The sequence below is a fragment of the Pseudalkalibacillus sp. NRS-1564 genome (assembly GCF_050467905.1).
Classification (GTDB): Bacteria; Bacillota; Bacilli; order Bacillales; family Guptibacillaceae; genus Guptibacillus; species Guptibacillus hwajinpoensis_B.
The window spans coordinates 93,897-115,298 of sequence record NZ_JBITPM010000019.1 but is presented as its reverse complement, the minus strand read 5'-3'; the positions used below and the strand labels follow the sequence as shown (position 1 = coordinate 115,298).

Genomic DNA, 21,402 nt, shown 5'->3' with positions numbered 1-21,402 from the left:
AAGCTGCCCCCTTATCTGAACTTACCTATAATAAAAAAAAGTAAAGACAAGGCAATACTAACGACTATTGAGGTTACAATCGGAAAAAAAAACGTAGTGTTTCCTTTTTTGATTACGATGTCACCAGGTAATTTCCCAATAAAGGACCACAACACACCAATGGCCAAGAAGGCGATCCCTAAGATAATAAACAGTTTTGAAATTCCCATCGCTATTGAGGAATCTCCATACCAAAGTGATCGTATACCTGATGAGTAACCATTCGTCCACGAGGTGTACGCTGAAGAAATCCAATTTGAAGTAGATAGGGTTCATACACGTCTTCAATGGTATGACTTTCTTCACCAATCGTTGCTGCAATTGTATCTACTCCTACAGGACCTCCACGGAATTTCTCTATGATGGCTAATAGAAGCTTGTGATCGATATGATCAAGTCCAAGAGGATCGACTTGCATCATCTCAAGAGCCTGAGAAGCAAGTGAGTGCGAAATGACGCCATCCCCTTTCACCTGTGCATAATCCCTTACACGTTTTAGCAAGCGATTGGCAATTCTAGGTGTCCCTCGCGATCTTCGGGCAAGTTCAACAGCAGCAGCGTGGTCCATTTCAACATCGAAAATGTCAGCTGTTCTCATTAAAATAGTTTGAAGTTCATCTTCAAGATAATACTCTAATCTACTCAGTACGCCGAAACGATCTCGTAAAGGCGCCGTTAATAGTCCAGCCCTTGTCGTAGCGCCTACTAGGGTGAACGGTGGCAGATCCAAACGAACAGATCTTGCCGTTTCGCCTTTTCCTATTACAATATCTAGACAGTAGTCTTCCATCGCAGGATAAAGAACTTCTTCAACACTTCGAGGTAGTCGATGTATTTCATCGATAAATAAAACATCCCCAGGTTCAAGGGCGGTTAATATAGCTGCAAGATCACCAGGTCTTTCAATCGCAGGACCTGATGTTGTACGCAAATTCACTTCCATCTCGTTTGCAATAATGGCCGAGAGAGTCGTTTTACCTAGACCAGGAGGGCCGTACAACAGCACATGATCTAAGGGCTCTTCACGCATTTTAGCCGCTTCAATAAACACTTCAAGATTTCGCTTTACCTTTTCTTGTCCAATATATTGACTTAATCGCTGAGGACGGAGGCTATATTCTACGGATGAGTCGTCACCGACCTGCTCTCCTGATAGAATTCGATCTTCCACTTTACTCCCTCCTTATTGCTTCAGCATAAGCTGAAGGGCTTTTTTAATATACTGATCTGTCGTTAGCGTTTCTTCAACTAGCTTTGGTTTAATCTTCTTAATTTCTCGTTCAGCATACCCAAGAGCTTTCAATGCTTCTAGCGCTTCTTCTAGCTCATGAGCACCCTCTTCTTGAACTTCATCCACTGCAAACAATCCCTCAGTGGGAGCGCCAAAGCCTTTAAGCTTACCTTTTAGATCTAGAATGATTTGTCTGGCAGTTTTCTTACCAACGCCAGGAAACTTTGTTAGAAATTTCTCATCTTCCATTTCAATGGCACTCACAACTTTATCAGGTTCACCAGTCGCTAAAATGGCCACAGCTCCCTTAGGACCGATACCGGAAACATTTAGAAGCTTCTCAAACAAAAGTCGCTCTTCCTGTGTTGGAAATCCATAAAGGGCAATGAGATCTTCTCTAACGTAATGATGCGTAAAAATTTGAATCGATTGATTACGGTACTTCTGAAATTCAAAAGGATTCCCACAATAAATTTTATATCCTATCGCATTCGACTCTACAACAATGTATTCTGTATCAATATATTCAACCGTGCCTTTAATATATTCTATCAAAGCTACTCTCTCCCCTGTACATACGAACATGTATTTCTATCTCTCCATTCTACCATAAAAAGATGAAAAGCGGAGACGAGCGTTTAGAAACGGAGATAAGCGTCTAAATCAAAAGAAGAACCTGCCCTTACTGGACAGGTTCTTCTTTTTTAATTTTAGAAAAAGACTGGATGACGTCTTCAAACTGATACCATGACTCTACTGGAATTCCTTCCATAAGCTGCTCTCTTCTTTGACTTTCTAGCTTTCCTACATCAATTTGAAAAAATGTTTGAATGACTTTCTCTTCTGCCGGAATTCCATCAAATATCGTAAGAATGCCATCCTCTGTTAATCCAAAATGTCCATTTTGTTTACTTGCAGGCGAAATATCTTCTAGATTCCGTTCAAATATCATTCGTCCTTCTTCCTGATCTACAAGTTGCCAATCAGCGTATTGACTCCAAAAGTCTTCCATTGCCCATATGGTTTCATATACAGATTGGTTCGTTGAAACACCGTCCGCATAATTTGTTCTCAATACAACTTCAACAACTAGTGGTCCTTTTTCTTGAGTTTTGGTTCCTGTAACCGGTGATATGCCATCTCCTTCATAAGCCACGGCCGATGTTCCTCCAAGAACAAGAAGTATACCTAATAGAAGGAGTGGATAAAGGCTTTTCATATGTTTCCAACACCTTTCTTCCATTTTCAAGAAGTTCATGCCGTTAGCGTTTCCGTTTTATTGAGGAATATGCATCAAAAAAAGCTACAGAAAAACTGTAGCTCACAATTGATCATAAACATCATCATTTATTTCAGCATTATGATAAACATCTTGCACATCATCGTTATCTTCAAGCATATCAATTAGCTTTAACATATGAAGCCCATCTTCCTCTTCTAGTGGAGCATACGTTTCTGGAATCATCGTGACTTCAGTGGAAGAGAAACTTAATCCGCTCGCTTGTAATTGGTGCTTTACATCTTGGAATTCCTGGGGATCGGTATAAATCTCATAAGCATCCTCATTTGTTTCCATTTCTTCAGCCCCGGCTTCAATAACCTGAAGCATCAATTCATCTCCATCGAGATCATTTTCGGAACGATCGATCACAAGGAGACCTTTTCGGTTAAATAAGAATGAAACACAGCCATTTTCGCCCATATTCCCTTTATTTTTACTAAAGGCATGACGCACATCTGCTGCAGCTCGATTTTTATTATCGGTAAGTAGTTGAACCATAATGGCGGCACCACCTGGGCCATATCCTTCGTATGTCACGTTATCATATTGAACACCGTCTAAATCCCCTGTAGCTTTCTTAATTGCTCGATCAATGTTTTCGTTAGGCATATTTGATGATTTAGCCTTGTCCACAGCAAGCCTTAATGAGGGATTCGTTTCCGGATCGCCCCCTCCTTGCTTGGCAGCTACAAAGATTTCCTTAGCTAGCTTCATAAATACTTTTCCACGTTTAGCATCTTGAGCGTTTTTTCTACGCTGTATATTTTTCCATTTGGAATGTCCTGCCATCTAAGAGAACTCCTTTCAAATGAACTGATTTCCCAACTATATCATAGGGCTCAAGTCTCCGAAAAGAGTTTTGCATATGTAGTCGAGCAGGCTACTGCCCGCTCGTTATTTTTATTATTTATTGTTTTCAAATGGACGTTTTGCAGCATTTCCGATGTCATCTAATATGCCATTCACATCTGCCTGTACCTCTTCAAAACCATCTCCATCTTCGAGACGGTTATTAACATCGCCCATTCGACCAAACACATTTTCATCTGTTGAAATTGACACATTCTTTTGCTTTGTTACTTTTGCTACCTCGCCGCGAACCTTGTCTTTAACATCTGCATCGTTTTGGTCGTTTGTATCAACGGCAATCATAATTTGATCACCATATACGATAACTCGAGCATCATCCACGTTCTTAAGCTTATTGATTCGTTTAGCTAGTCGTGTAGAAAGCTCATTATCATAACCTGAATAATTGTTATCTGTACGCATATATCCAGGGCCATTCATGCCATTTCGCTTATCGATTTGCTTTTTGTCAGGGGCCTTAACTCCGTTTGAATAGTCACGATCAATCATATCCGTTACTGCACCTTCACGGTAATCACCGTTATTATCTTCACTCGTGTAGTAACCAATTGGACGTGCGGAGTCGTTATAACGCGTATCCATCGCCTCATTATCAGCTGTACAGCCGATCAAACCACCTGCGAGCATCATCGTTGAAAGCGTCAAGACTGTTTTCTTCATATTTAAAACCTCCTTTCACCTTTAGAATGTGAGGAGGCTTATCATTTTAATCTGTTAGTTCTAGGTAACACAGGGACCTACTTCAGAATCGAATTAATAAACCGTGATCTAAGGTTGTTTTGTTGTCTCATTTTATCTAATAGGGCACTTCTTCCATTTGGATTCATCAACCATTCTCGGTAGAAATCGGCAGGATAGGCTAGAAGCCTACACAACAAAGGGTTCTCTAAGCAATGTCGAACAGTCGGGATATGAGATCGTGACCATTCATCCATTGACCAGTTAGAGTGAGGCAGCATTCGATTCATTAACTGCAAAAAGTCATATTCATGAGGGGCATAGTTCGCTAGGTCACCATCAATCAATAATAATGTATCCGTACGCAAGATAAAATTATGATGTGCGGGGTCGCCGTGAACAATGCATTTATCACGGTGAGCATTTCGTTCCAATTCTTCGATCGGTGTCATACCCGAAATGACTTCTTCCCCTACAGAAATATAATACTGAATGAATTGTTTTTCATTTGCAGATATTAGAGAAGATCCTACTTCATTCTTGAAGCGAATTAAACGGTTCGTCCACTTACGAGTAAGTGATACGGGAAAAATATCCTTACTGACTAATCCTATACTTTCTTGATGAAAGTGTGCTACTTTCTCAATCGCTAAAAGCCGATCTTCTTTCAATGAGTAATTGAGCGTTCGTCCCTCCATTGTTTTCATACAGGCAAAATATACTCCCCCGTCTTCCTTAAGCCAATCGCCATCTGGAAATGGAATGAAAGTAATAAAAGAATCTGAACAGTGATGTGAGAGGTGTATTTGTTTTCTTAACGTTTCCTTTTTTACAGATCCTTTCATATAAACCGATACGCCAGTAATCAATCTGCCCTTCCAAACAAATGAATTAACACGTTCTAAATGAAGAAAAAAAGGACGTACCCTTTCCAGGATACCGTCCTCTTTTTCCTTAGCGTGATTCTGCATAGCTACTTTCCATGCCCATGTAATCATCCATCATTGGCGCTTTATTCGCTCCTTGAACAAATCCCGGATTCGCATATTGCGGCATTTGGTGATATGGTGAAACGTTCGGATTCCCACCACATCCACAGTCGTGCTGTTGATAAGGTGATACCATTGGCTGGTTCGGATAACCCGGAGGCATCATCATGCCTGCTACGTTCTCATTTGGATAGCCATAAGCTCCCATTACAGCTTCAGGATATTCTTCATTTCCTTTATGGCCATAAGGTGATGGCATACCATTCCCATTCATTGAAGCACCTGCGACGTTTGGGTAGCCCATATTCATTTGCGGATAACCGGAAGCTGCACCTGCTACAGCACCTGGGTATCCACCATTGTTCCCTTTGTGTCCGTAACCTTCATACGCACCCGCTACGTTTTGATTTGAATAACCCTGGTTCCCATCATATTGCATGCCACCTACTGAGCCTGGGTACCCACCATTGTTATCTTTGTGCCCATAACCATCATACGCACCCGCTACGTTTTGATTTGGATAACCCTGGTTCCCATCATATTGCATGCCACCTACAGAGCCTGGGTACCCACCATTGTTATCTTTGTGCCCATAACCATCATACGCACCCGCTACGTTTTGATTTGGATAACCCTTGTTCCCATCATATTGCATGCCACCTACTGAGCCTGGATAGCCTGACATTTGTTGATTGGCTTTATGACCGTAGCTTGCTCCTGCTACATCTGAACTTTCTTCGCCCATTCCATAATTACTTTTATTGGCCCCACCGACCGAACTTTTATTTCCATATTGATATGCGCCTGCTACATTCTGATTAGGATAGCCGTTACCTTGATTATACGCGCCTGCTACATTCCCAGAAGGCGCACCGAAATTCGGCTGACCATACCCTTCATAAGCCCCAGCTACTTCAGAGCTTTCCTCTCCTTTATGGCCGTAATTATTCATTTCTGCTCCTGCAACTGAACCTGGATAGCCACCTTTATTTCCATAGCCTTGATACATCCCAGCCACTTCTCCTGGAGAGCCATTTTGATTACTTTTGTTCCCATAACCATCATATACACCAGCAATATTCTGGTTGTTAGGGAAGCCCATATGCGCTCCGCCTACAGAAGTTGGATACCCCGGGTAACCTCCATTGTATTCTTTGTTCGCATAATTCGTTGCACCCGCTACATTATTAGGATAGCCCTGGTTCATTGGCGGTGGGGGCATTTCCATTGATGAGGATTCAAATTCGCTCAGCACTTCTTCGTCATTCATTGGATAGAATAAATTTTCTGCTTTCTTCGCTTTCTCAACAGGTTTCTTCGCAGCTGCCTTTTTCTCTTCTACTTTCTTCTCAGCCTTCTTTTCAATAGGCTTCATTTTCTTTTCAGGCTTTATTTCTTTTGGCTTAACCTTTTTAGGCTTCTCTTCTTGAGGCATCATGTTCATATTCATGTTCATGTTCATATTCAATTCATTGTTGATCGGCATTGTCATTGAAGGCTTCTCTTTCGGCTTCATCATTGGCTTTTCTTTTTTCTTAGGCATTTCTTTTTTCATTTCTTTAATCGGCATTTCCTTCTTCTTTACCGGAACACCGCCAGATGGTATTTTCACTTTCATACCAGGCATAATCATATTAGGATTGTTAAGCTGTGAATTAACAGCTTTTAGTTGTTCAAAATCAACACCATATTTTTTAGCGATTTTCCACAAAGTATCGCCTTTTTGAACGACATGTATTTTCAAGCTAAAAAACTCCCTCCTGTAATCAGTACAATGAAATTCAGTACAGTGTATGCGTGACTGGGCAGATTGCTACCTTTTTTAAAGGATAAGATCATCACATTAATATGCAGGAGTAAGTGTAGCTATGTATAGTGTCTCTCTCTTCAATAAAAAAAGGAATCAAACATCAAGTCTGATTCCTTATCCATCATGCTCGATCAAGCATTCGATTCAATGCTTTAATTGCGTAGAAAGATGTTTCTTGATCAACGATTATTTGATTCGTTTTCTTTCCACTTTGTACTTCTTCAAGCGCCCAAAGAAGGTGGGGCATATCGATTCGATTCATTGTAAGACAAGGACACATATTTGGGTTTAAAGAAACAATTCTTTTATCTGGATGTTGTTGAATGATCCGATTCACAAGATTCATTTCTGTTCCGATTGCCCATTTCGTACCTGGCTCTGCTTCCTCAATGGTTTCAATAATCATTTTAGTAGATCCTGATAAGTCAGAACGTTTAACAACGTCAAAACTGCATTCTGGATGAACAATGACGGACATATCAGGATCATTCTCTCGAATTTGTGCGATGTTTTGAACTGTAAACTTTTCATGGACGGAACAATGACCTTTCCAAAGAATCACCTTAATTGCATCATAATCTCCTTTATATTCAAGCGTATCCGTTATTGGATCCCACACTGCCATCGCTTCAAGTGGAACACCAAGGTCGTAAGCTGTATTCCGCCCAAGATGCTGATCAGGTAAAAATAGGATACGTTCTTTTTGAGTAAAACCCCACTCAACCATTGCTACAGCATTTGAAGATGTAACAGTTGCCCCTCCGTTTCTTCCAACAAATCCTTTAATAGCTGCCGTTGAATTTACATAAGTTAGGGGGAGAATGGTCTCTCCAAAAAGATTAATGAGATGGCTCCAAGCACGTTCAGTTTGATAAATATTCGCCATATCAGCCATCGAACACCCCGCTCGCATATCAGGTAAAATAACCGTTTGATCTTCTTCAGTTAAAATATCTGCTGTTTCGGCCATAAAATGAACACCACAAAAGACTATTGCTTCTGCCTTCTTATTCCGAGCGGCAAGCTGGGCAAGTTGAAGTGAATCTCCGGTATCATCTGCAAATTGAATGACTTCATCTTTTTGATAGTGATGGGCAGGTAAATACAAACGATCCCCCATCTCTGCTTTAATCGCTGTGATTTTTTCTACCATCTCTTGATCTGATAGTTCTTTGTATCGATCAGGAAGTCCGTTCGATCGCTTCAACGCATCTAAAATACTCATTTCTCTTCCCCTTTCATTCGTAAGCTAATATCAAGGCTTTTAACAGAGTGTGTTAAGCAGCCGAGTGAAATAAACTGAACACCTGAATCACGATAAGTTGCAAGGTTCTTAAGCGTGATGCCCCCAGAAGCTTCAGTTATAATGTGGTCAGGTACTAACTGCGCGTATGAAGAGACTTCTGTAGGAGAACAATTATCAAACATAATAATATCTGCTCCCGCATTCACCGCTTGACGAACTTCTATTTCAGATGACGTCTCAACTTCAATTTTGGTCATATGCCCTAAGCGACCTTTCACATGTGCTACAGCCTGTTCGATACTACCAAACTGGGCAATGTGATTATCTTTTAACATTACCCCGCTATCAAGTGTCATTCGATGATTAAATCCTCCTCCACTCCTTACTGCATACTTCTCATACATTCTTAACCCAGGCGTCGTTTTGCGTGTATCACAGATCCGAATCGATGAATCCCCCAAAATTTCCACAGCATGAGAAGTCATCGTTGCAATACCGCTCATTCGCTGTATCATATTTAAAACAACCCGTTCTCCCGTTAATATTGTGCGAACATTTCCTTTCACAGAAGCAATTACTTCACCAGTTTGAACGTGATCGCCATCTTCGACGTAAACCTCGACACAAATATCCCGATCAAGAAGTTCAAACCCAGTCTCGATTACCTGATGCCCACAAAAAACGCCAGCCTCTTTCATTACAAATAACGCCTCAGCTTGATCCTCTGAACGAAATAACAACTCACTTGATAAATCAACATTTCCAATGTCTTCAATAAAAAACTGTTCGAGATCTTTTTTGACTTTCAGCCCAATCATCGTAATATATCCCCCTGAGTATTCTTTTTTGCTTCCACTCTTGCTTCCGATCTGGATAATCTGCGCGATAATGCCCTCCTCTGCTTTCTTCACGAAGAAAAGCTGAAGTTGCCATTAACCACCCTACCTGAAACATATTGTATCGCTCGATTGACTCTATTTTTAAATCCTCAACTAGCCTCATTTCATCCAGCTGAAGCATTCTTAGCGAGTAAGCTAACCCATCACTTGTTCTCACCATTCCTACATGTTGCTCCATTATGTTTTTTAACTCATTTGTTGTTAACAAAGGTTCATGAAGTTGAAAATGTGAGCTCTCCAATTTACCTTCCGTAACGTTCCGTTTATTTTGAAGAATCCACTCCGACGCTTCACTAGCAAATACAATTCCCTCCAAAAGAGAATTGCTTGCAAGACGGTTAGCACCGTGCACACCTGTATGAGCGACCTCACCAAGAGCAAATAAACCTTCTATGGATGTTCTACCAACCTGGTCCGTCATTACTCCGCCCATAAGAAAATGGGCGCCTGGTTTCACGGGAATGAGTCCCTCAGCTAATCTTACGGCATGACTTTGACACTGCTTAGCGATTGTTGGAAATCGTTCTTCAAACTGTGAAACCTTTGATATGTCAAGGTATACAGTCGAAGCCTCTTGTTGAATCTCTCTCGCAACGACATCTCTTGGGGCGAGATCTAATTGGTCATGCTTACCTTCCATTAAACGCTTGCCTTCAGACGTTACTAAAATGCCACCTTCTCCTCGGACAGCTTCTGAAATAAGGAACGATTGCTCGGTGTCTCCTGCATACATTGTAGGATGAAACTGCATAAATTCTAGGTCGGCTAGAACGGCTCCGGCACGATAAGCCATCGCAAGACCATCGCCCGTTATTGATAGTTCATTTGAAGTAACAGGGTAAAGTTGCCCCACTCCTCCGGTAGCGAGAATAGTGTACGCTGCATTAATAAGCATTCTTTCACCTTCTTGATTGATCGCTTCAGCTCCAATACACTGCCCATCTTTCATTGTTAAGTCAACGATTTGATGATGCTCAATGATCGTACACTTTCTTTGAACACGCTTCATTAGCGTTAAAACAATTTCTCTCCCCGTCGCATCTCCCCCAGAATGATAAATACGTGAAACACTATGAGCTCCTTCTTTACACCTTTTATACTTTCCATCAGCTTCTTGATCAAAATGAACCCCTAAGTTTATGAGCTGATCGATTTGATCTGGTCCTTTTCTGACCAAAAGTTCCGTTAGTTCTTCATTATTATGAAAAACCCCGGCACGAATCGTATCAAAAAAATGATTTGTCCAGCTGTCTTCATCAGCTGTAGCTGCGGCAATTCCTCCTTGTGCAAGCATTGAATTGCTTTGTCCAAACTTAGACTTTGTGATAACAGTCACATTCTTTTGCGCCGAAAGAAGTTCGGCCACCATCAATCCACTCACGCCGCTTCCAATTACTAATACATCTGTTTTTAGCTGATTCATGAAATCCCTTCTCTCGCTGAACAATATGGAGATTACACCAAAGTAAATTAACATGTGTCTTGACACCTATATTTACATATATTTAAATAAATAACAAGACAGAATATAAGCGAGGAGATTAAAATGATTTATTTAGACTACGCAGCTTCAACACCGATGTCAGAAGCTGCAATTGAGGCATATACTCATGCCGCACAGCATTTCTATGCAAATACACAAAGTTCTCATGATGCTGGCACCAACGCTTCTCATTTACTAGAAGCTGCGCGTAGTTCAATCGCCTCTCACATAAATGGCGAACCATCAGGAGTTTATTTTACATCTGGTGGAACAGAATCAAATATACTTGCTCTTAGAAGTTTAGTAAAAATGTATGCTAAAGGACATTTGATTACTTGTGCTGCAGAGCATTCTTCCGTTTTGCATACATTCTCTCAGCTAGAACAGGAAGGATATGAGGTAACATATCTTTCTTATGATCATAATGGGCATGTATTACTTAGTGAATTGTTAAAGACTATTCGTGAAGACACGATTTTAGTATCGGTCGCCTTTGGCAATAGTGAAATAGGATCCGTTCAGTCAATGAAAGAAATCGGAGAAGAACTTGCGAAGCGTCACATTCTTTTCCATACAGATGCGGTACAGGCTTTCGGCAAAATTGCGATTAATGTCAAGGAGATGCATATCTCTGCATTATCCGTTTCATCCCATAAGGTATATGGACCAAAAGGTGTCGGTGCATGCTATATTGCACCGTCTTTAGCATGGAGGCAGAATTTACCCGGAACCGTTCATGAAAAAGGATTTCGCCCTGGTACCGTAAATGTTCCAGGTATTATGTCCTTTGCTGCAGCAGCAGAAGAAACGATTCATGCGTTGAACTCGAACCAAACAAAATATACAAACTTACGTGCCTACCTCGTGAATAAACTTACTCATCCGAATATTGTCATCGAGGGAGAGCAAGGACTACCACACATTATCGGACTTCGAATCAAAGGGATGGAGGGACAATATGTCATGCTAGAGCTGAATCGCAAAGGAATTGCTATTTCAACTGGATCAGCCTGTTCAGTTGGCCAACAACAGGCTTCAAAGACATTGCGAGCAATGGGGAGATCGGATGATGAAGCTAGAGAGTTAATTCGTATAAGCTTTGGAAAAAGAACTACACAGAAAGAAATCGAGAAAATAGCAGACGTATTTCATGAAATCCTTACACGCACTTCCGTAACAAAGATATAATAAGGGTACACATCGTGGTCTTCGAAAGGGGTTTTCAATAGTGGGACAAGAAGGAGAAAAGATTCTAGGTGAGAACAGGAGGTTACTCATTCTTCAATGGCTAAAAGAGAGCGAAAAGCCTTTAACAGGAAGTGATTTATCAAAACGAACCAATGTCAGCAGACAAGTGATTGTCCAGGATATTTCTTTGTTAAAAGCAAGAAATGAACCGATTATCGCTACTTCCCAAGGATATGTCATGTTCTCTTCAGATCGGAAAGATACAAAGCAAGAACAAGTGATTGCATGCAAGCATTTACCAGAAGATACAAAAAATGAACTCTATACAATAGTTGATAACGGAGGGACTGTGAAAGACGTCACCGTTGAGCACCCTCTTTATGGACACTTAACAGCTTCACTTTACGTTGGAAATCGCTTTGAAGCAGATCAATTTCTTTCTAAGCTCTCTATGACAAATGCTTCTCTTTTGTCCGAGCTTACTTCTGGTGTTCATCTTCATACAATCGAAGCAAACTCTAAATCACAGCTTGAGGCTGTTATCAACGCATTAAAACACGAAGGGTTTCTTTTAGAACAGGACTAATTCTAAAAACTTTATTTTCCAATAAAAAAGAACGGCTCAGATGCCGTTCCTTTTTATTGCATTCCTATCGCTATTTATTCGTTACAACAAAGCAGGGGTACTCTCCTAATACAGAAATACCAATACCAAGCGCTTGAATTTCTTCCATTACACCTTTTAAGAGTACATCGCGGTTAGGACGTTCGACATCAATAATAAAGAAATAGTTACCAAGTCCTGTTTTCATTGGGCGAGACTCGATTTTCGTTAAATTGAGATTACGCCATGCAAATGCCGCAAGCACTTGATGGAGGGCTCCAGGATAATCTGAAGGAAGAATAATCTTGTAAGTGACGCGGTCTTCCCGAAATAGGTTAGTTCTCGGGAGTGGTTCAGCCGTTTGATGTAAAACAAGAAAGCGAGTATCATTATCTTCTGTATCATGTATGTCAGCCTGTGCAATGGTTAATCCGTATTTTTCTGCAGCAAGTTCATTACCAATTGCTGCCTCTTCGATCTTTCCGGTACTCTGCACATATTCCGCTGCAGCACTTGTAGACGCTGCATTACTAAGCTCAGCTTGAGCTAACTCCTTTTGGAGAAAAACATGGCATTGGGCTATCGCGTGCGGATGCGAAAGAACTCGAGTAATCTTTGTCCAATCGTTTTGATCAGGATGGATCAGTAAGTGCTGTCGAATTGGCAATACAAGCTCTCCTACGATTGGAAGTGAAACTTGCTGCGAAAGAAGATCAAGCGTCATATTAACGGAGCCTTCAATCGTATTCTCTAGAGGAACAACGCCATAGTCAACAGAACCATTTTCTACTGCTTCAAGGCGTGCGCGAATCGTAGGAAAAGGTGTCCGATCCTCGTCTTGAAATAACGTTTTTGCTGCGATTTCTGTAAAAGTTCCTTCTGGTCCAAGAAAACCTATCTTCTTTTGATTATCCATTTTCTCCCCCTATGCTCCAGATCCAATAATTTCAGCATTGTTTACGGCTTCGATGTCTTTAATTTTCTCAAGCAAATTGCTTAAGCGTAAGTTTGTTTCACCAATTTCCATTGTTAAAATAACCGTAGCATAGCCCTGTAGGGGAATCGTCTGGTTAATCGTCAATAAATTGCAACCAAGTGAGGCTACTGTGCTAAGCACTCTAGAAAGCGCTCCTGAACGATCTTCCAAATGAACCGAGAGCGTTACGATCTGTTCAATGATCATCGTATGAAACGGTAAGATTGTGTCACGATATTTATAGAATGCACTCCGACTTACGCCAACTTCATCAATGGCTTCTCGAACTGATTCCACAGTGCCACTTTCAAGAAGAAGCTTGGCTTGCAGCGTTTTCAACATCGAATCAGATAGGACATCTTCCCGAACGAGATAAAAATTCTTATCGTCTTTGCTCATTCTTCCCCTCTCCTCTATCGCGGCCAGCTACGACCGATAATCGTCTACCATTTGGTTTGCTATGTTCATGTAGCTCTATGTAAAAAAAGACCGCCCTTCCATGAGGACAGTCTTCTCCGTTTATCAGTCTACGAACTCAAATTCGAACTCCAGAATTCGAACCGCATCTCCATCCTCAGCTCCACGCTCTCTTAGCGCATCATCAATTCCCATGCTACGCATTTGTTGCGCGAACCTGCGAACATTGTCTTCTCGGTTAAAGTCTGTCATCTTGAATAGCTTTTCAATTCGTGGTCCGTTAACAACGAATGTTCCGTCGCTATCACGCGTTACAAAGAACTCAGGTGCACCTTTTTCGTGACGGTACATCACGCGAGTCTCTTCTTCCTTCTCTTCATCAAGAGGGAACTCAGGTGTTGTCTCAAGCTTGTCTGCAATTTCAAACAATACTTCCTGGACACCTTGTCGCGTTACAGCAGAAATCGGATAAATCGGGAAATCTTCCTCAAGCTTTTCCTTGAAAATTTCAAGATTTTCTTCAGAATCTGGAAGATCCATTTTATTAGCGACAATGATTTGCGGACGTTCCATTAGACGCATTTTATATTGCTTTAACTCATCATTGATCTTCAAGTAGTCTTCATAAGGGTCTCGCCCTTCCATACCAGACATATCAATGACGTGAACGATAACTCGTGTTCGTTCAATGTGTCGAAGGAACTGATGGCCAAGGCCAACGCCTTCATGAGCGCCCTCAATTAATCCAGGTAAATCAGCCATAACGAAACTGCGTCCATCTTTTGTATCAACAACACCTAGATTGGGTGCAATCGTTGTAAAATGGTATGCTGCAATCTTGGGCTTCGCTGCTGATACTACGGATAGAAGCGTTGACTTACCTACACTAGGAAACCCAACAAGTCCAACATCAGCTAGAACCTTAAGCTCTAAAGTAACATCTTTTTCTTCCCCAGGTTCACCATTCTCTGAAAGCTCTGGTGCCGGGTTAGAAGGTGATGCAAAGCGTGAATTCCCACGTCCGCCTCGACCGCCACGCGCTACAGTTGCTCGTTGCCCATGCTCAGTTAGATCCGCAATAACTTCTCCCGTTTCCGCATTAGATACAATTGTACCAGGTGGGACCTTTACAACCATATCTTCTGAATTACGGCCATGCTGATTCTTCGAGCGACCATGCTCACCTGTTTTGGCTTTAAAATGACGATTGTAACGGAAATCCATAAGCGTACGAAGACCTTCTTCTACTTCGAAAATGACGCTTGCGCCTTTTCCTCCATCGCCTCCTGCTGGACCGCCATCCGGTACATATTTCTCTCGACGGAAGGCAACCATACCATTTCCGCCATCGCCTGCTTTAACAAATACTTTGACCTGATCTACAAACATACTTTCACCTCATTTAATCAAAAACGTGCTAACTAGCTCCTGACCCGTTTGCTCTAATTCAATCAATTTAGCGCTTTTCACCTCAGGATTTTCGAACGCCAGCTTGAGCTTGTTTTGATCGGAAACTTCACCTTGAAAATCAAAAACAAGATGAATTTCTTCGTGGTACAACTGAAGCGTTAATAACAAGTGATGATCTGATGGAACTTTTACATGAGAATCAAGCACTGTTGTACATCGAGAGATTAACTCGATAAGATCCGCTTCATAAACGCAAATATCATACTCGTCTCCGATCACTTCAAAATCCAACTGAAATAAATGGTTACACCAGTTAAACGTTAATATATATTCTGCAAGTTTCGGAGCATTTAAATTCGATAATTTTGCTTCCTGTCTCGACTGGATAATAATTTCTTCGATAATTTCCTTTGCCCTGTCTACATGATCCAGCGCAAGGTTTCCCTTGATCAGCTGCAAACGATTTAACCAATCATGACGAGAATGGCGCAGAACGTCAAAGGTATTCCAATTTTTAGACATAATTGCACTCCCAATGCTCTAACCATTTCCTTCATTATAACAATAGATCTTTTCTGTATGTTACTTTGGATTAAAAGAAAACAATCTTACGCGAATTCATTGTGCATCGTCACTTATCCATCTCATTTTCTCCATTATATCAAAAAACTCTAACCGTTCGGTTAGAGTTTTTCTTAAGTTGCTTATGCTTCCTTAGCAACTGGATATACACTTACTTGTTTACGGTCACGTCCAAGACGCTCGAATTTCACGACGCCGTCGATTTTCGCATATAGAGTGTCGTCTCCACCGCGGCCAACGTTTGTACCAGGGTAGATCTTAGTTCCGCGTTGACGGAAAAGAATCGAACCGCCGGATACGAACTCGCCGTCTGCGCTCTTCGCGCCAAGACGCTTGGAGATTGAATCACGGCCGTTTTTTGTACTACCTACACCCTTTTTCGATGCGAAAAACTGTAGATTCATTTTCAACATATTGTCCCACCTCCTATGTGTGAGTAATTTGGATGTGCTTGCCATATTCCTCGGCAATAGCAGAAATGGATACTTCCATTCCTTGAAGGAGAAGTTGAACATTCTCATCTATACGTTGTTCCAGGTGATCCGGAACAGTACAGCTGAGGTAGCCGCCTTCATCCTCCATATCAACTATGAGAGTTACATCGCAAAGGGATTCAATCGCATTCACCGTCCCAATCGACACAGCAGAAACACCTGCACAAACTAAATCATAGCCATAAGGGCCAGAATCAGCGTGTCCAGAAAGGGAAAATGAAAGGATGCGATTGTTAGAATCTCGCTTCACCTTGAAACGTATCATCTTAGATATCCTTAAGCGTTAATTTTGTCGATAACTACTTTAGTGTAAGGTTGACGGTGTCCTTGCTTACGACGGTAGTTTTTCTTTGGCTTATATTTATAAACCGTGATTTTCTTACCTTTACCGTGCTTATCAACTTTACCAGTTACAGTAGCGCCATCTAGCATAGGAGAACCAACTTTAATGTCATCTCCACCTACCATTAGCACACGGTCAAAAGTAACCGTTTCACCAGCTTCAGTGTTTAGAAGCTCGATGTAGATTTCTTGACCTTCAGTAACCTTGATTTGTTTACCACCAGTTTCAATAATTGCGTACATACGTGCACCTCCTCTAATACTAAGACTCGCCATTGCAGGTGCTAGAAACTAGCTTAAAAACCTGTTCTTGAGCGGTTGTAGCTCTTTGGGTGCTTCCAAACGAACTAACCACTAAATCATACCACAGCTAAAATTGCCATGTCAATGCGATTAACGTGACTTATTTTACACAAACCGACTTAACGGAAGTCCGGACTTTTTACGTTGCATCTCAAATAGTCCTAGCTTTGTAAATCCTCCAACTTTTAAGCGTTTATCTGTTTCTTCTTTGCTTTTCATTAACGCATGAAGGTTCTGTTGCTCTTCTTTCTCGACTCGTAAAAAATCGACGACAATCAATCCACTAATGTTGCGAAGTCGAAGCTGTTTCGCAATTTCGTCCACCGCTAATCGATTCACTTCGAAATGAGTTTCATTTTTCGTCCCAAGCTTTACTCCTCCAGTATCGACGTCAATAGCTGTCAATGCATGCGTTTCTTCAATATGAAGATTCGCTTTCCCCATTTTAATGGTTTTCTTCATATTCAGAATGGTATCTTCAAGCTTATCAAGCTTATTTTTCTTCTCATTCAATTCCATCAGGGTCGCATTCTTTGATAAAAGCGGAAAAAACGAGCTAACCGCTTCGGAGGAATTTGCCGCTAAACTACTCACCCGATGAAGGGGGTATAGTTTGCTCACTTCCTCCTCAAGGCCACTGTTTTTTTTCACCATACTAGGCGCTCGTTGTGAAGAGGATTGTTCGAGAATACGCAGCCATTCTTTACGATGAGACTGTAATTCCGCTAAAAGAGCTTCTTCCTTTATGTATCCTGCACTAGTTCTAAAGATAACACCTTCTTGCTCTATACAATATTTATCTGCAAATTGGAGTAGTTCTTCACGATTTGTAGTTAACTGCTTCGATACAGCTGAGTATCCTGCATAAGGCATGTAGACTAAGTGATCCAACGTCAGCTTAATTAGCTCTGTAACAATTGGGCCCTTCCGATCAACGCCTGGATGCTTTACTTGAACAAGAATAGCCTGTCCTTCTTGAACGCATTCAGAAACAGCCGGTAATGGTTCTCCAGCTGTCTTTTTCCCTTGCGCTAAAACAAATTCTTCTCCATTTAATAACCCGGGTTTTCCACTGCCTAAAGAGATAAAGGCGGCGTTTTTGCCATCTAATACGGAAGACACTTTTCCGAGAATAATATCTCCTTGAGAAGGCTTCCTATTCGTCAACGTTTCCGCCCATATATCTGTAAATTCATTATTTATTTCAATAGCTGCTGCCCGCCATTGATTTCTCTCAAGAACAATTAATCGCATAGCCGTTCTCCTTTAGTAGCTTTTCTTTAGTTTACCTAAATAGCGTTCCCACTGCACAGGCAATTTGATTTTTTTGAAATAAGCCTCCAGTAAGAAATGTTCATCTGTTTCAATATTCAAATCTTGTATGAGGATATGGTAATGCTTCCCTCGTGAAAAGGTTGCTAGCAAGTCATTTAAGCGCATATCTGGAGCAATTGTAACAACCTGTTTTTTCCCATTAAACGATTTAGAATAGCGTTCAAGTAAAAATCTAAAATAAATATAAGGATGATGTTTCCATTCTTTAAATTGTGATACAGACAGAAACACAATCACCATCCACAAATTAAGATGAAAAGGAAATAATATCGCTGTTAAAATAATAAGAAGTGAAAAGCAAAACAACGAAGAATATAGCATCATTTTGTGAGCCGATTTAAAGGGAAGACGCAAAGAATAAAGAAGAAAGAGGAGCTTCCCGCCATCGAGTGGCCAAATCGGCAGCAAATTAAACAAAAGAATCATGATATTATGAAGCATAAAGAGATCGAACATGTCATTCCATATTCCCATATAATGGAGCGTCGCGCCAACCCCCATCATCCAAACATGCTGTAACGGCCCTGCGAGAATGACAATAAGCTCTTCTTTCAAGGGACGATTCCCATGTTCATCAACTACGGCTACGCCCCCAAATGGTAATAAAACGATCTCATTGATACGCCATCCTAAAATACGGGCTGCCCCCGCATGCCCTAACTCGTGAATGAGGACAACTAAGAAGAGCAGCAGCATCTCTCTAAACCTACCTGTTAAGATGGAAAGACCAATCGTCATCCAAAATAGTGGATGGATCGTTATCATTTTCACCATTATTTGATTGGCACAACTTGAAGCGGATCAATAAATGCTTCGTTCTTCTTAATGGCAAAATAGAACGTTCCTGTCTTCCCATCATCAGAATTCGACACGCTTCCAAGTTGATCCTTTGTTTGAACAAAATCATAGATCGATACATCCACCGAATCTAGCATCCCATACCATGATTCACTACCATCCGTATGCTGAATCACTACTGTTTGGCCAATTCCTTCTTTCTCACCTGCATATGTCACTACTCCTGCATCGATTGCTTCAACATCGGAGCTTAAAACCGTTTCAACCATGATTCCTTTGCCCGTCGATTCAAAGCTTTCAAGTACTTTTCCGCTCGCAGGAAGGGCATAGCTTGGTGCTTCCCCTACTGAATCAGTTTCAGGCGCTGTCGGGAACAATGCCACAGGATTCCCAAACTTTCCTTCATACCAACTTTTCACAGTGGCAAACTGAAATTCTTCTACCATCATGTCTGACACATACTCCTGAACAGGCGCAACCTTATCGCTCTCTGCTTTAAATAGTATTCCTGCAGCAAGAAACAAGCATGCCGCAACCATCGAGCGCATTAAAAAACTTTGCCTGTTAAAGAGAGGATGGATTTTGACCTCCGTGTTTTGAAAAGAAGATGAAGGGATAGCATCATGACGTCTTTCCATTTGGGGAACTGGTCGCCGCTGTCTTTTTCTTGAATGAAGTCGTTTCCTTACATCATCTAGGTCTCTCCGCATTCTTCACCCAACCTTCCTATAAGTAGTACTCAGTTTATGACTTGTCCTGTGGGGATATGTCATTGAGAATACTTTCTTTCACAAGGAATTGAATGAAATGAAGATCACACAACCGATCAAAAGCCGTCTTACTTTGATAAGGAAGAAGGAATAGCAAGAAACAAAAAAATCCCGGCCGCAGCCGAGATTTAGGAACGCATTCCAAAGAATTTCTTCACTTTACTAAACATCCCTCGTTCTTCCTGGAGAGAAAGAAGCGGAACAGATTCACCTAAAATTCGTCTCGCAATATTGCGATAGGCAATGGATGCTTTTGAACTAGGGTCGAGCGCAATGGGCTCTCCTTTGTTAGATGCTGTAATAACTGTATCGTCATCGCCAACAATGCCAAGTAGATCGATAGCAAGAATAGAAACGATTTCATCTACATCTAGCATTTCTCCACTTTCCATCATATGGTTTCGGATACGATTAACAACAAGTTTTGGTGCTTCAATACCTTCTTCTTTTTCAAGAAGGCCTATAATACGATCAGCATCTCGAACAGCCGACGTTTCGGGAGTTGTGACTACAACCGATTTATCCGCGCCTGCAATCGCATTCTTAAAGCCCTGCTCAATGCCAGCAGGACAGTCAATGAGAACATAGTCATAATCCTGCTTTAACTCACCAATAATCTTCTTCATTTGCTCTGGCTGCACAGCAGATTTATCTTTCGTTTGAGCTGCAGGTAGCATATAAAGCGCTTCAAAACGCTTATCTTTTATTAACGCTTGATGTAGTCGACATCGCTCTTCAGCAACATCGACAAGATCGTAAATAATACGATTTTCAAGTCCCATGACTACATCAAGATTTCGAAGACCTATATCTGTATCTACCAGACATACTTTTTTCCCCGATAGTGCAAGAGCTGTCCCAATGTTTGCTGTCGTTGTGGTCTTACCCACACCACCTTTTCCGGAAGTAATGACGATAGCGTCTCCCACACAACATTCCCCTTTCTGTCTACAACCTAGTCAAATTCGGTCGAACTTTAGTCAGTATTTGAACGCGATCAACGCTAATTTCAGATTGCCCGTCCTTAACAAAAGCACATTCTGCTTCATGAATACTTACTCCTGCTTGATCAGGTGGCCTGCTTATTAATTCAGCGATTTTCAACTGAGATGGCTTCATAACAGATGCCGTAATCACGGCATTTATATCGCCATAAGCCCCTGCATGTGCGATGCCTCTAAGCGAACCCATTACGAATATATTCCCTGCAGCCATTACGGTGCCACCAGGATTAACGTCGCCAATCAAAAGAAGGTCTCCTTCTACTTCAAGTACCTGTCCGGAACGAACGGTTCTCGAAACAGATGTTACAGTTGTTCTTTTTCGCTCTGCTTCCGCTTCACTCCGAGAGATGACATTTGAATCAATCCGATCAACTTCAAGGTTTTGCTTAGATTGAATCATGGCACGAAGCTCTTCTTCTTGTTTGTCTGTTAAATATCGATTACCCAATTTAAGGGTAACAGTAATCGTATGACCTTCCGTCTGCTGTATATGACGAGCGGAAAGTTTTTCATCAAGTTCATTTATAACATCACGAAAAGCGCAAGAATCATCTAGAATCAGATTCAAGCCATCTTTCGTTCCTTTAATCGTGACAAAATGCTGTGTTTGCTTTTGTACCATAGACAATTTCATTCACCTCAACATAGAATA

At 41.3% G+C, this 21,402-nt stretch carries 25 protein-coding genes and 1 other annotated feature; of the genes, 2 read left to right on the top strand and 23 right to left on the bottom strand.

Annotated features, from left to right (window positions below; genetic code table 11):
• Nucleotides 1-11: 11 nt before the first annotated feature.
• The 11 genes from ACIFPW_RS10530 to nadB form a co-directional block, all read right to left on the bottom strand.
• On the bottom strand, nt 12-209 hold the full coding sequence (locus ACIFPW_RS10530) for a DUF2905 domain-containing protein (RefSeq protein WP_194219416.1): 198 nt from the start codon (nt 207-209) through the stop codon (nt 12-14).
• 2 nt (nt 210-211) lie between these two features.
• The gene (gene ruvB / locus ACIFPW_RS10525) at nt 212-1,210 is read right to left on the bottom strand and encodes a Holliday junction branch migration DNA helicase RuvB (RefSeq protein ID WP_430244065.1); all 999 of its coding nucleotides are present in this window, start codon (nt 1,208-1,210) and stop codon (nt 212-214) included.
• Nucleotides 1,211-1,222: 12 nt separating this feature from the next.
• On the bottom strand, nt 1,223-1,825 hold the full coding sequence (ruvA, locus tag ACIFPW_RS10520) for a Holliday junction branch migration protein RuvA (RefSeq protein WP_430244063.1): 603 nt from the start codon (nt 1,823-1,825) through the stop codon (nt 1,223-1,225).
• A gap of 127 nt (nt 1,826-1,952) precedes the next feature.
• Complete coding sequence (locus tag ACIFPW_RS10515) at nt 1,953-2,489, bottom strand: BofC C-terminal domain-containing protein (RefSeq protein WP_430244061.1); 537 nt, start codon at nt 2,487-2,489, stop codon at nt 1,953-1,955.
• A gap of 102 nt (nt 2,490-2,591) precedes the next feature.
• Nucleotides 2,592-3,341 carry a YebC/PmpR family DNA-binding transcriptional regulator gene (locus tag ACIFPW_RS10510; RefSeq protein ID WP_430244059.1) on the bottom strand — a complete coding sequence of 250 codons (750 nt, stop codon included), beginning with the start codon at nt 3,339-3,341 and terminating at the stop codon, nt 2,592-2,594.
• 114 nt (nt 3,342-3,455) lie between these two features.
• The gene (locus ACIFPW_RS10505) at nt 3,456-4,082 is read right to left on the bottom strand and encodes a YhcN/YlaJ family sporulation lipoprotein (protein ID WP_430244057.1); all 627 of its coding nucleotides are present in this window, start codon (nt 4,080-4,082) and stop codon (nt 3,456-3,458) included.
• Nucleotides 4,083-4,159: 77 nt separating this feature from the next.
• Nucleotides 4,160-5,071: a phosphotransferase gene (locus ACIFPW_RS10500; RefSeq protein WP_430244055.1), complete on the bottom strand. Its 912-nt coding sequence runs from the start codon at nt 5,069-5,071 to the stop codon at nt 4,160-4,162.
• Nucleotides 5,055-6,833, bottom strand: coding sequence for a SafA/ExsA family spore coat assembly protein (gene safA, locus ACIFPW_RS10495; RefSeq protein ID WP_430244052.1), 1,779 nt, complete (start codon nt 6,831-6,833; stop codon nt 5,055-5,057). The genes ACIFPW_RS10500 and safA overlap by 17 nt, the downstream gene beginning before the upstream one ends.
• 187 nt (nt 6,834-7,020) lie before the next feature.
• Nucleotides 7,021-8,124 carry a quinolinate synthase NadA gene (gene nadA / locus ACIFPW_RS10490; protein ID WP_430244049.1) on the bottom strand — a complete coding sequence of 368 codons (1,104 nt, stop codon included), beginning with the start codon at nt 8,122-8,124 and terminating at the stop codon, nt 7,021-7,023.
• A complete protein-coding gene (gene nadC, locus ACIFPW_RS10485; RefSeq protein ID WP_430244046.1) occupies nt 8,121-8,963 on the bottom strand; it encodes a carboxylating nicotinate-nucleotide diphosphorylase in 843 nt (280 codons plus the stop codon). Before nadC ends, nadA begins: the two co-directional genes overlap by 4 nt.
• Entirely contained in the window at nt 8,917-10,467 is a 1,551-nt protein-coding gene (gene nadB, locus ACIFPW_RS10480) for an L-aspartate oxidase (protein WP_430244043.1), read from the bottom strand. Before nadB ends, nadC begins: the two co-directional genes overlap by 47 nt.
• A 123-nt stretch (nt 10,468-10,590) precedes the next feature.
• On the opposite strand from nadB, the gene ACIFPW_RS10475 reads away from it, so the two are divergent.
• Nucleotides 10,591-11,715 carry an IscS subfamily cysteine desulfurase gene (locus tag ACIFPW_RS10475; RefSeq protein ID WP_430244040.1) on the top strand — a complete coding sequence of 375 codons (1,125 nt, stop codon included), beginning with the start codon at nt 10,591-10,593 and terminating at the stop codon, nt 11,713-11,715.
• Between the two features lie 40 nt (nt 11,716-11,755).
• Nucleotides 11,756-12,301, top strand: a complete 546-nt coding sequence (locus ACIFPW_RS10470; RefSeq protein WP_370314245.1) for a transcription repressor NadR — start codon at nt 11,756-11,758, stop codon at nt 12,299-12,301.
• A gap of 70 nt (nt 12,302-12,371) precedes the next feature.
• Here ACIFPW_RS10470 and pheA read toward each other — a convergent pair whose 3' ends face one another.
• The 12 genes from pheA to minC all read right to left on the bottom strand — a co-directional run bounded on the left by pheA (nt 12,372) and on the right by minC (nt 21,372).
• Nucleotides 12,372-13,235, bottom strand: a complete 864-nt coding sequence (gene pheA, locus ACIFPW_RS10465) for a prephenate dehydratase (RefSeq protein ID WP_430244039.1) — start codon at nt 13,233-13,235, stop codon at nt 12,372-12,374.
• 9 nt (nt 13,236-13,244) lie between these two features.
• Entirely contained in the window at nt 13,245-13,694 is a 450-nt protein-coding gene (locus tag ACIFPW_RS10460) for an ACT domain-containing protein (RefSeq protein WP_194219404.1), read from the bottom strand.
• A gap of 123 nt (nt 13,695-13,817) precedes the next feature.
• Nucleotides 13,818-15,101 (bottom strand): GTPase ObgE, encoded by a 1,284-nt coding sequence (gene obgE, locus ACIFPW_RS10455; RefSeq protein WP_194219403.1) that lies wholly within the window; start codon nt 15,099-15,101, stop codon nt 13,818-13,820.
• Nucleotides 15,102-15,110: 9 nt separating this feature from the next.
• Nucleotides 15,111-15,644 (bottom strand): Spo0B C-terminal domain-containing protein, encoded by a 534-nt coding sequence (locus ACIFPW_RS10450; RefSeq protein WP_226614537.1) that lies wholly within the window; start codon nt 15,642-15,644, stop codon nt 15,111-15,113.
• 182 nt (nt 15,645-15,826) lie between these two features.
• Complete coding sequence (rpmA, locus tag ACIFPW_RS10445; protein ID WP_098444403.1) at nt 15,827-16,117, bottom strand: 50S ribosomal protein L27; 291 nt, start codon at nt 16,115-16,117, stop codon at nt 15,827-15,829.
• Between the two features lie 13 nt (nt 16,118-16,130).
• Complete coding sequence (locus tag ACIFPW_RS10440; RefSeq protein WP_430244036.1) at nt 16,131-16,463, bottom strand: ribosomal-processing cysteine protease Prp; 333 nt, start codon at nt 16,461-16,463, stop codon at nt 16,131-16,133.
• A gap of 11 nt (nt 16,464-16,474) precedes the next feature.
• On the bottom strand, nt 16,475-16,783 hold the full coding sequence (rplU, locus tag ACIFPW_RS10435) for a 50S ribosomal protein L21 (RefSeq protein ID WP_048312605.1): 309 nt from the start codon (nt 16,781-16,783) through the stop codon (nt 16,475-16,477).
• Nucleotides 16,784-16,795: 12 nt separating this feature from the next.
• Nucleotides 16,796-16,870: a sequence feature (ribosomal protein L21 leader region), on the bottom strand.
• Nucleotides 16,871-16,948: 78 nt separating this feature from the next.
• The gene (locus ACIFPW_RS10430) at nt 16,949-18,097 is read right to left on the bottom strand and encodes a ribonuclease E/G (RefSeq protein ID WP_430244033.1); all 1,149 of its coding nucleotides are present in this window, start codon (nt 18,095-18,097) and stop codon (nt 16,949-16,951) included.
• Nucleotides 18,098-18,109: 12 nt separating this feature from the next.
• The gene (locus tag ACIFPW_RS10425) at nt 18,110-18,952 is read right to left on the bottom strand and encodes a M50 family metallopeptidase (protein WP_430244031.1); all 843 of its coding nucleotides are present in this window, start codon (nt 18,950-18,952) and stop codon (nt 18,110-18,112) included.
• Nucleotides 18,952-19,686, bottom strand: coding sequence for a peptidoglycan DD-metalloendopeptidase family protein (locus tag ACIFPW_RS10420; RefSeq protein ID WP_430244029.1), 735 nt, complete (start codon nt 19,684-19,686; stop codon nt 18,952-18,954). The genes ACIFPW_RS10425 and ACIFPW_RS10420 overlap by 1 nt, the downstream gene beginning before the upstream one ends.
• A gap of 188 nt (nt 19,687-19,874) precedes the next feature.
• A complete protein-coding gene (gene minD / locus ACIFPW_RS10415) occupies nt 19,875-20,675 on the bottom strand; it encodes a septum site-determining protein MinD (protein ID WP_194219398.1) in 801 nt (266 codons plus the stop codon).
• 19 nt (nt 20,676-20,694) lie between these two features.
• A complete protein-coding gene (gene minC / locus ACIFPW_RS10410) occupies nt 20,695-21,372 on the bottom strand; it encodes a septum site-determining protein MinC (protein WP_430244350.1) in 678 nt (225 codons plus the stop codon).
• Nucleotides 21,373-21,402: the final 30 nt, after the last annotated feature.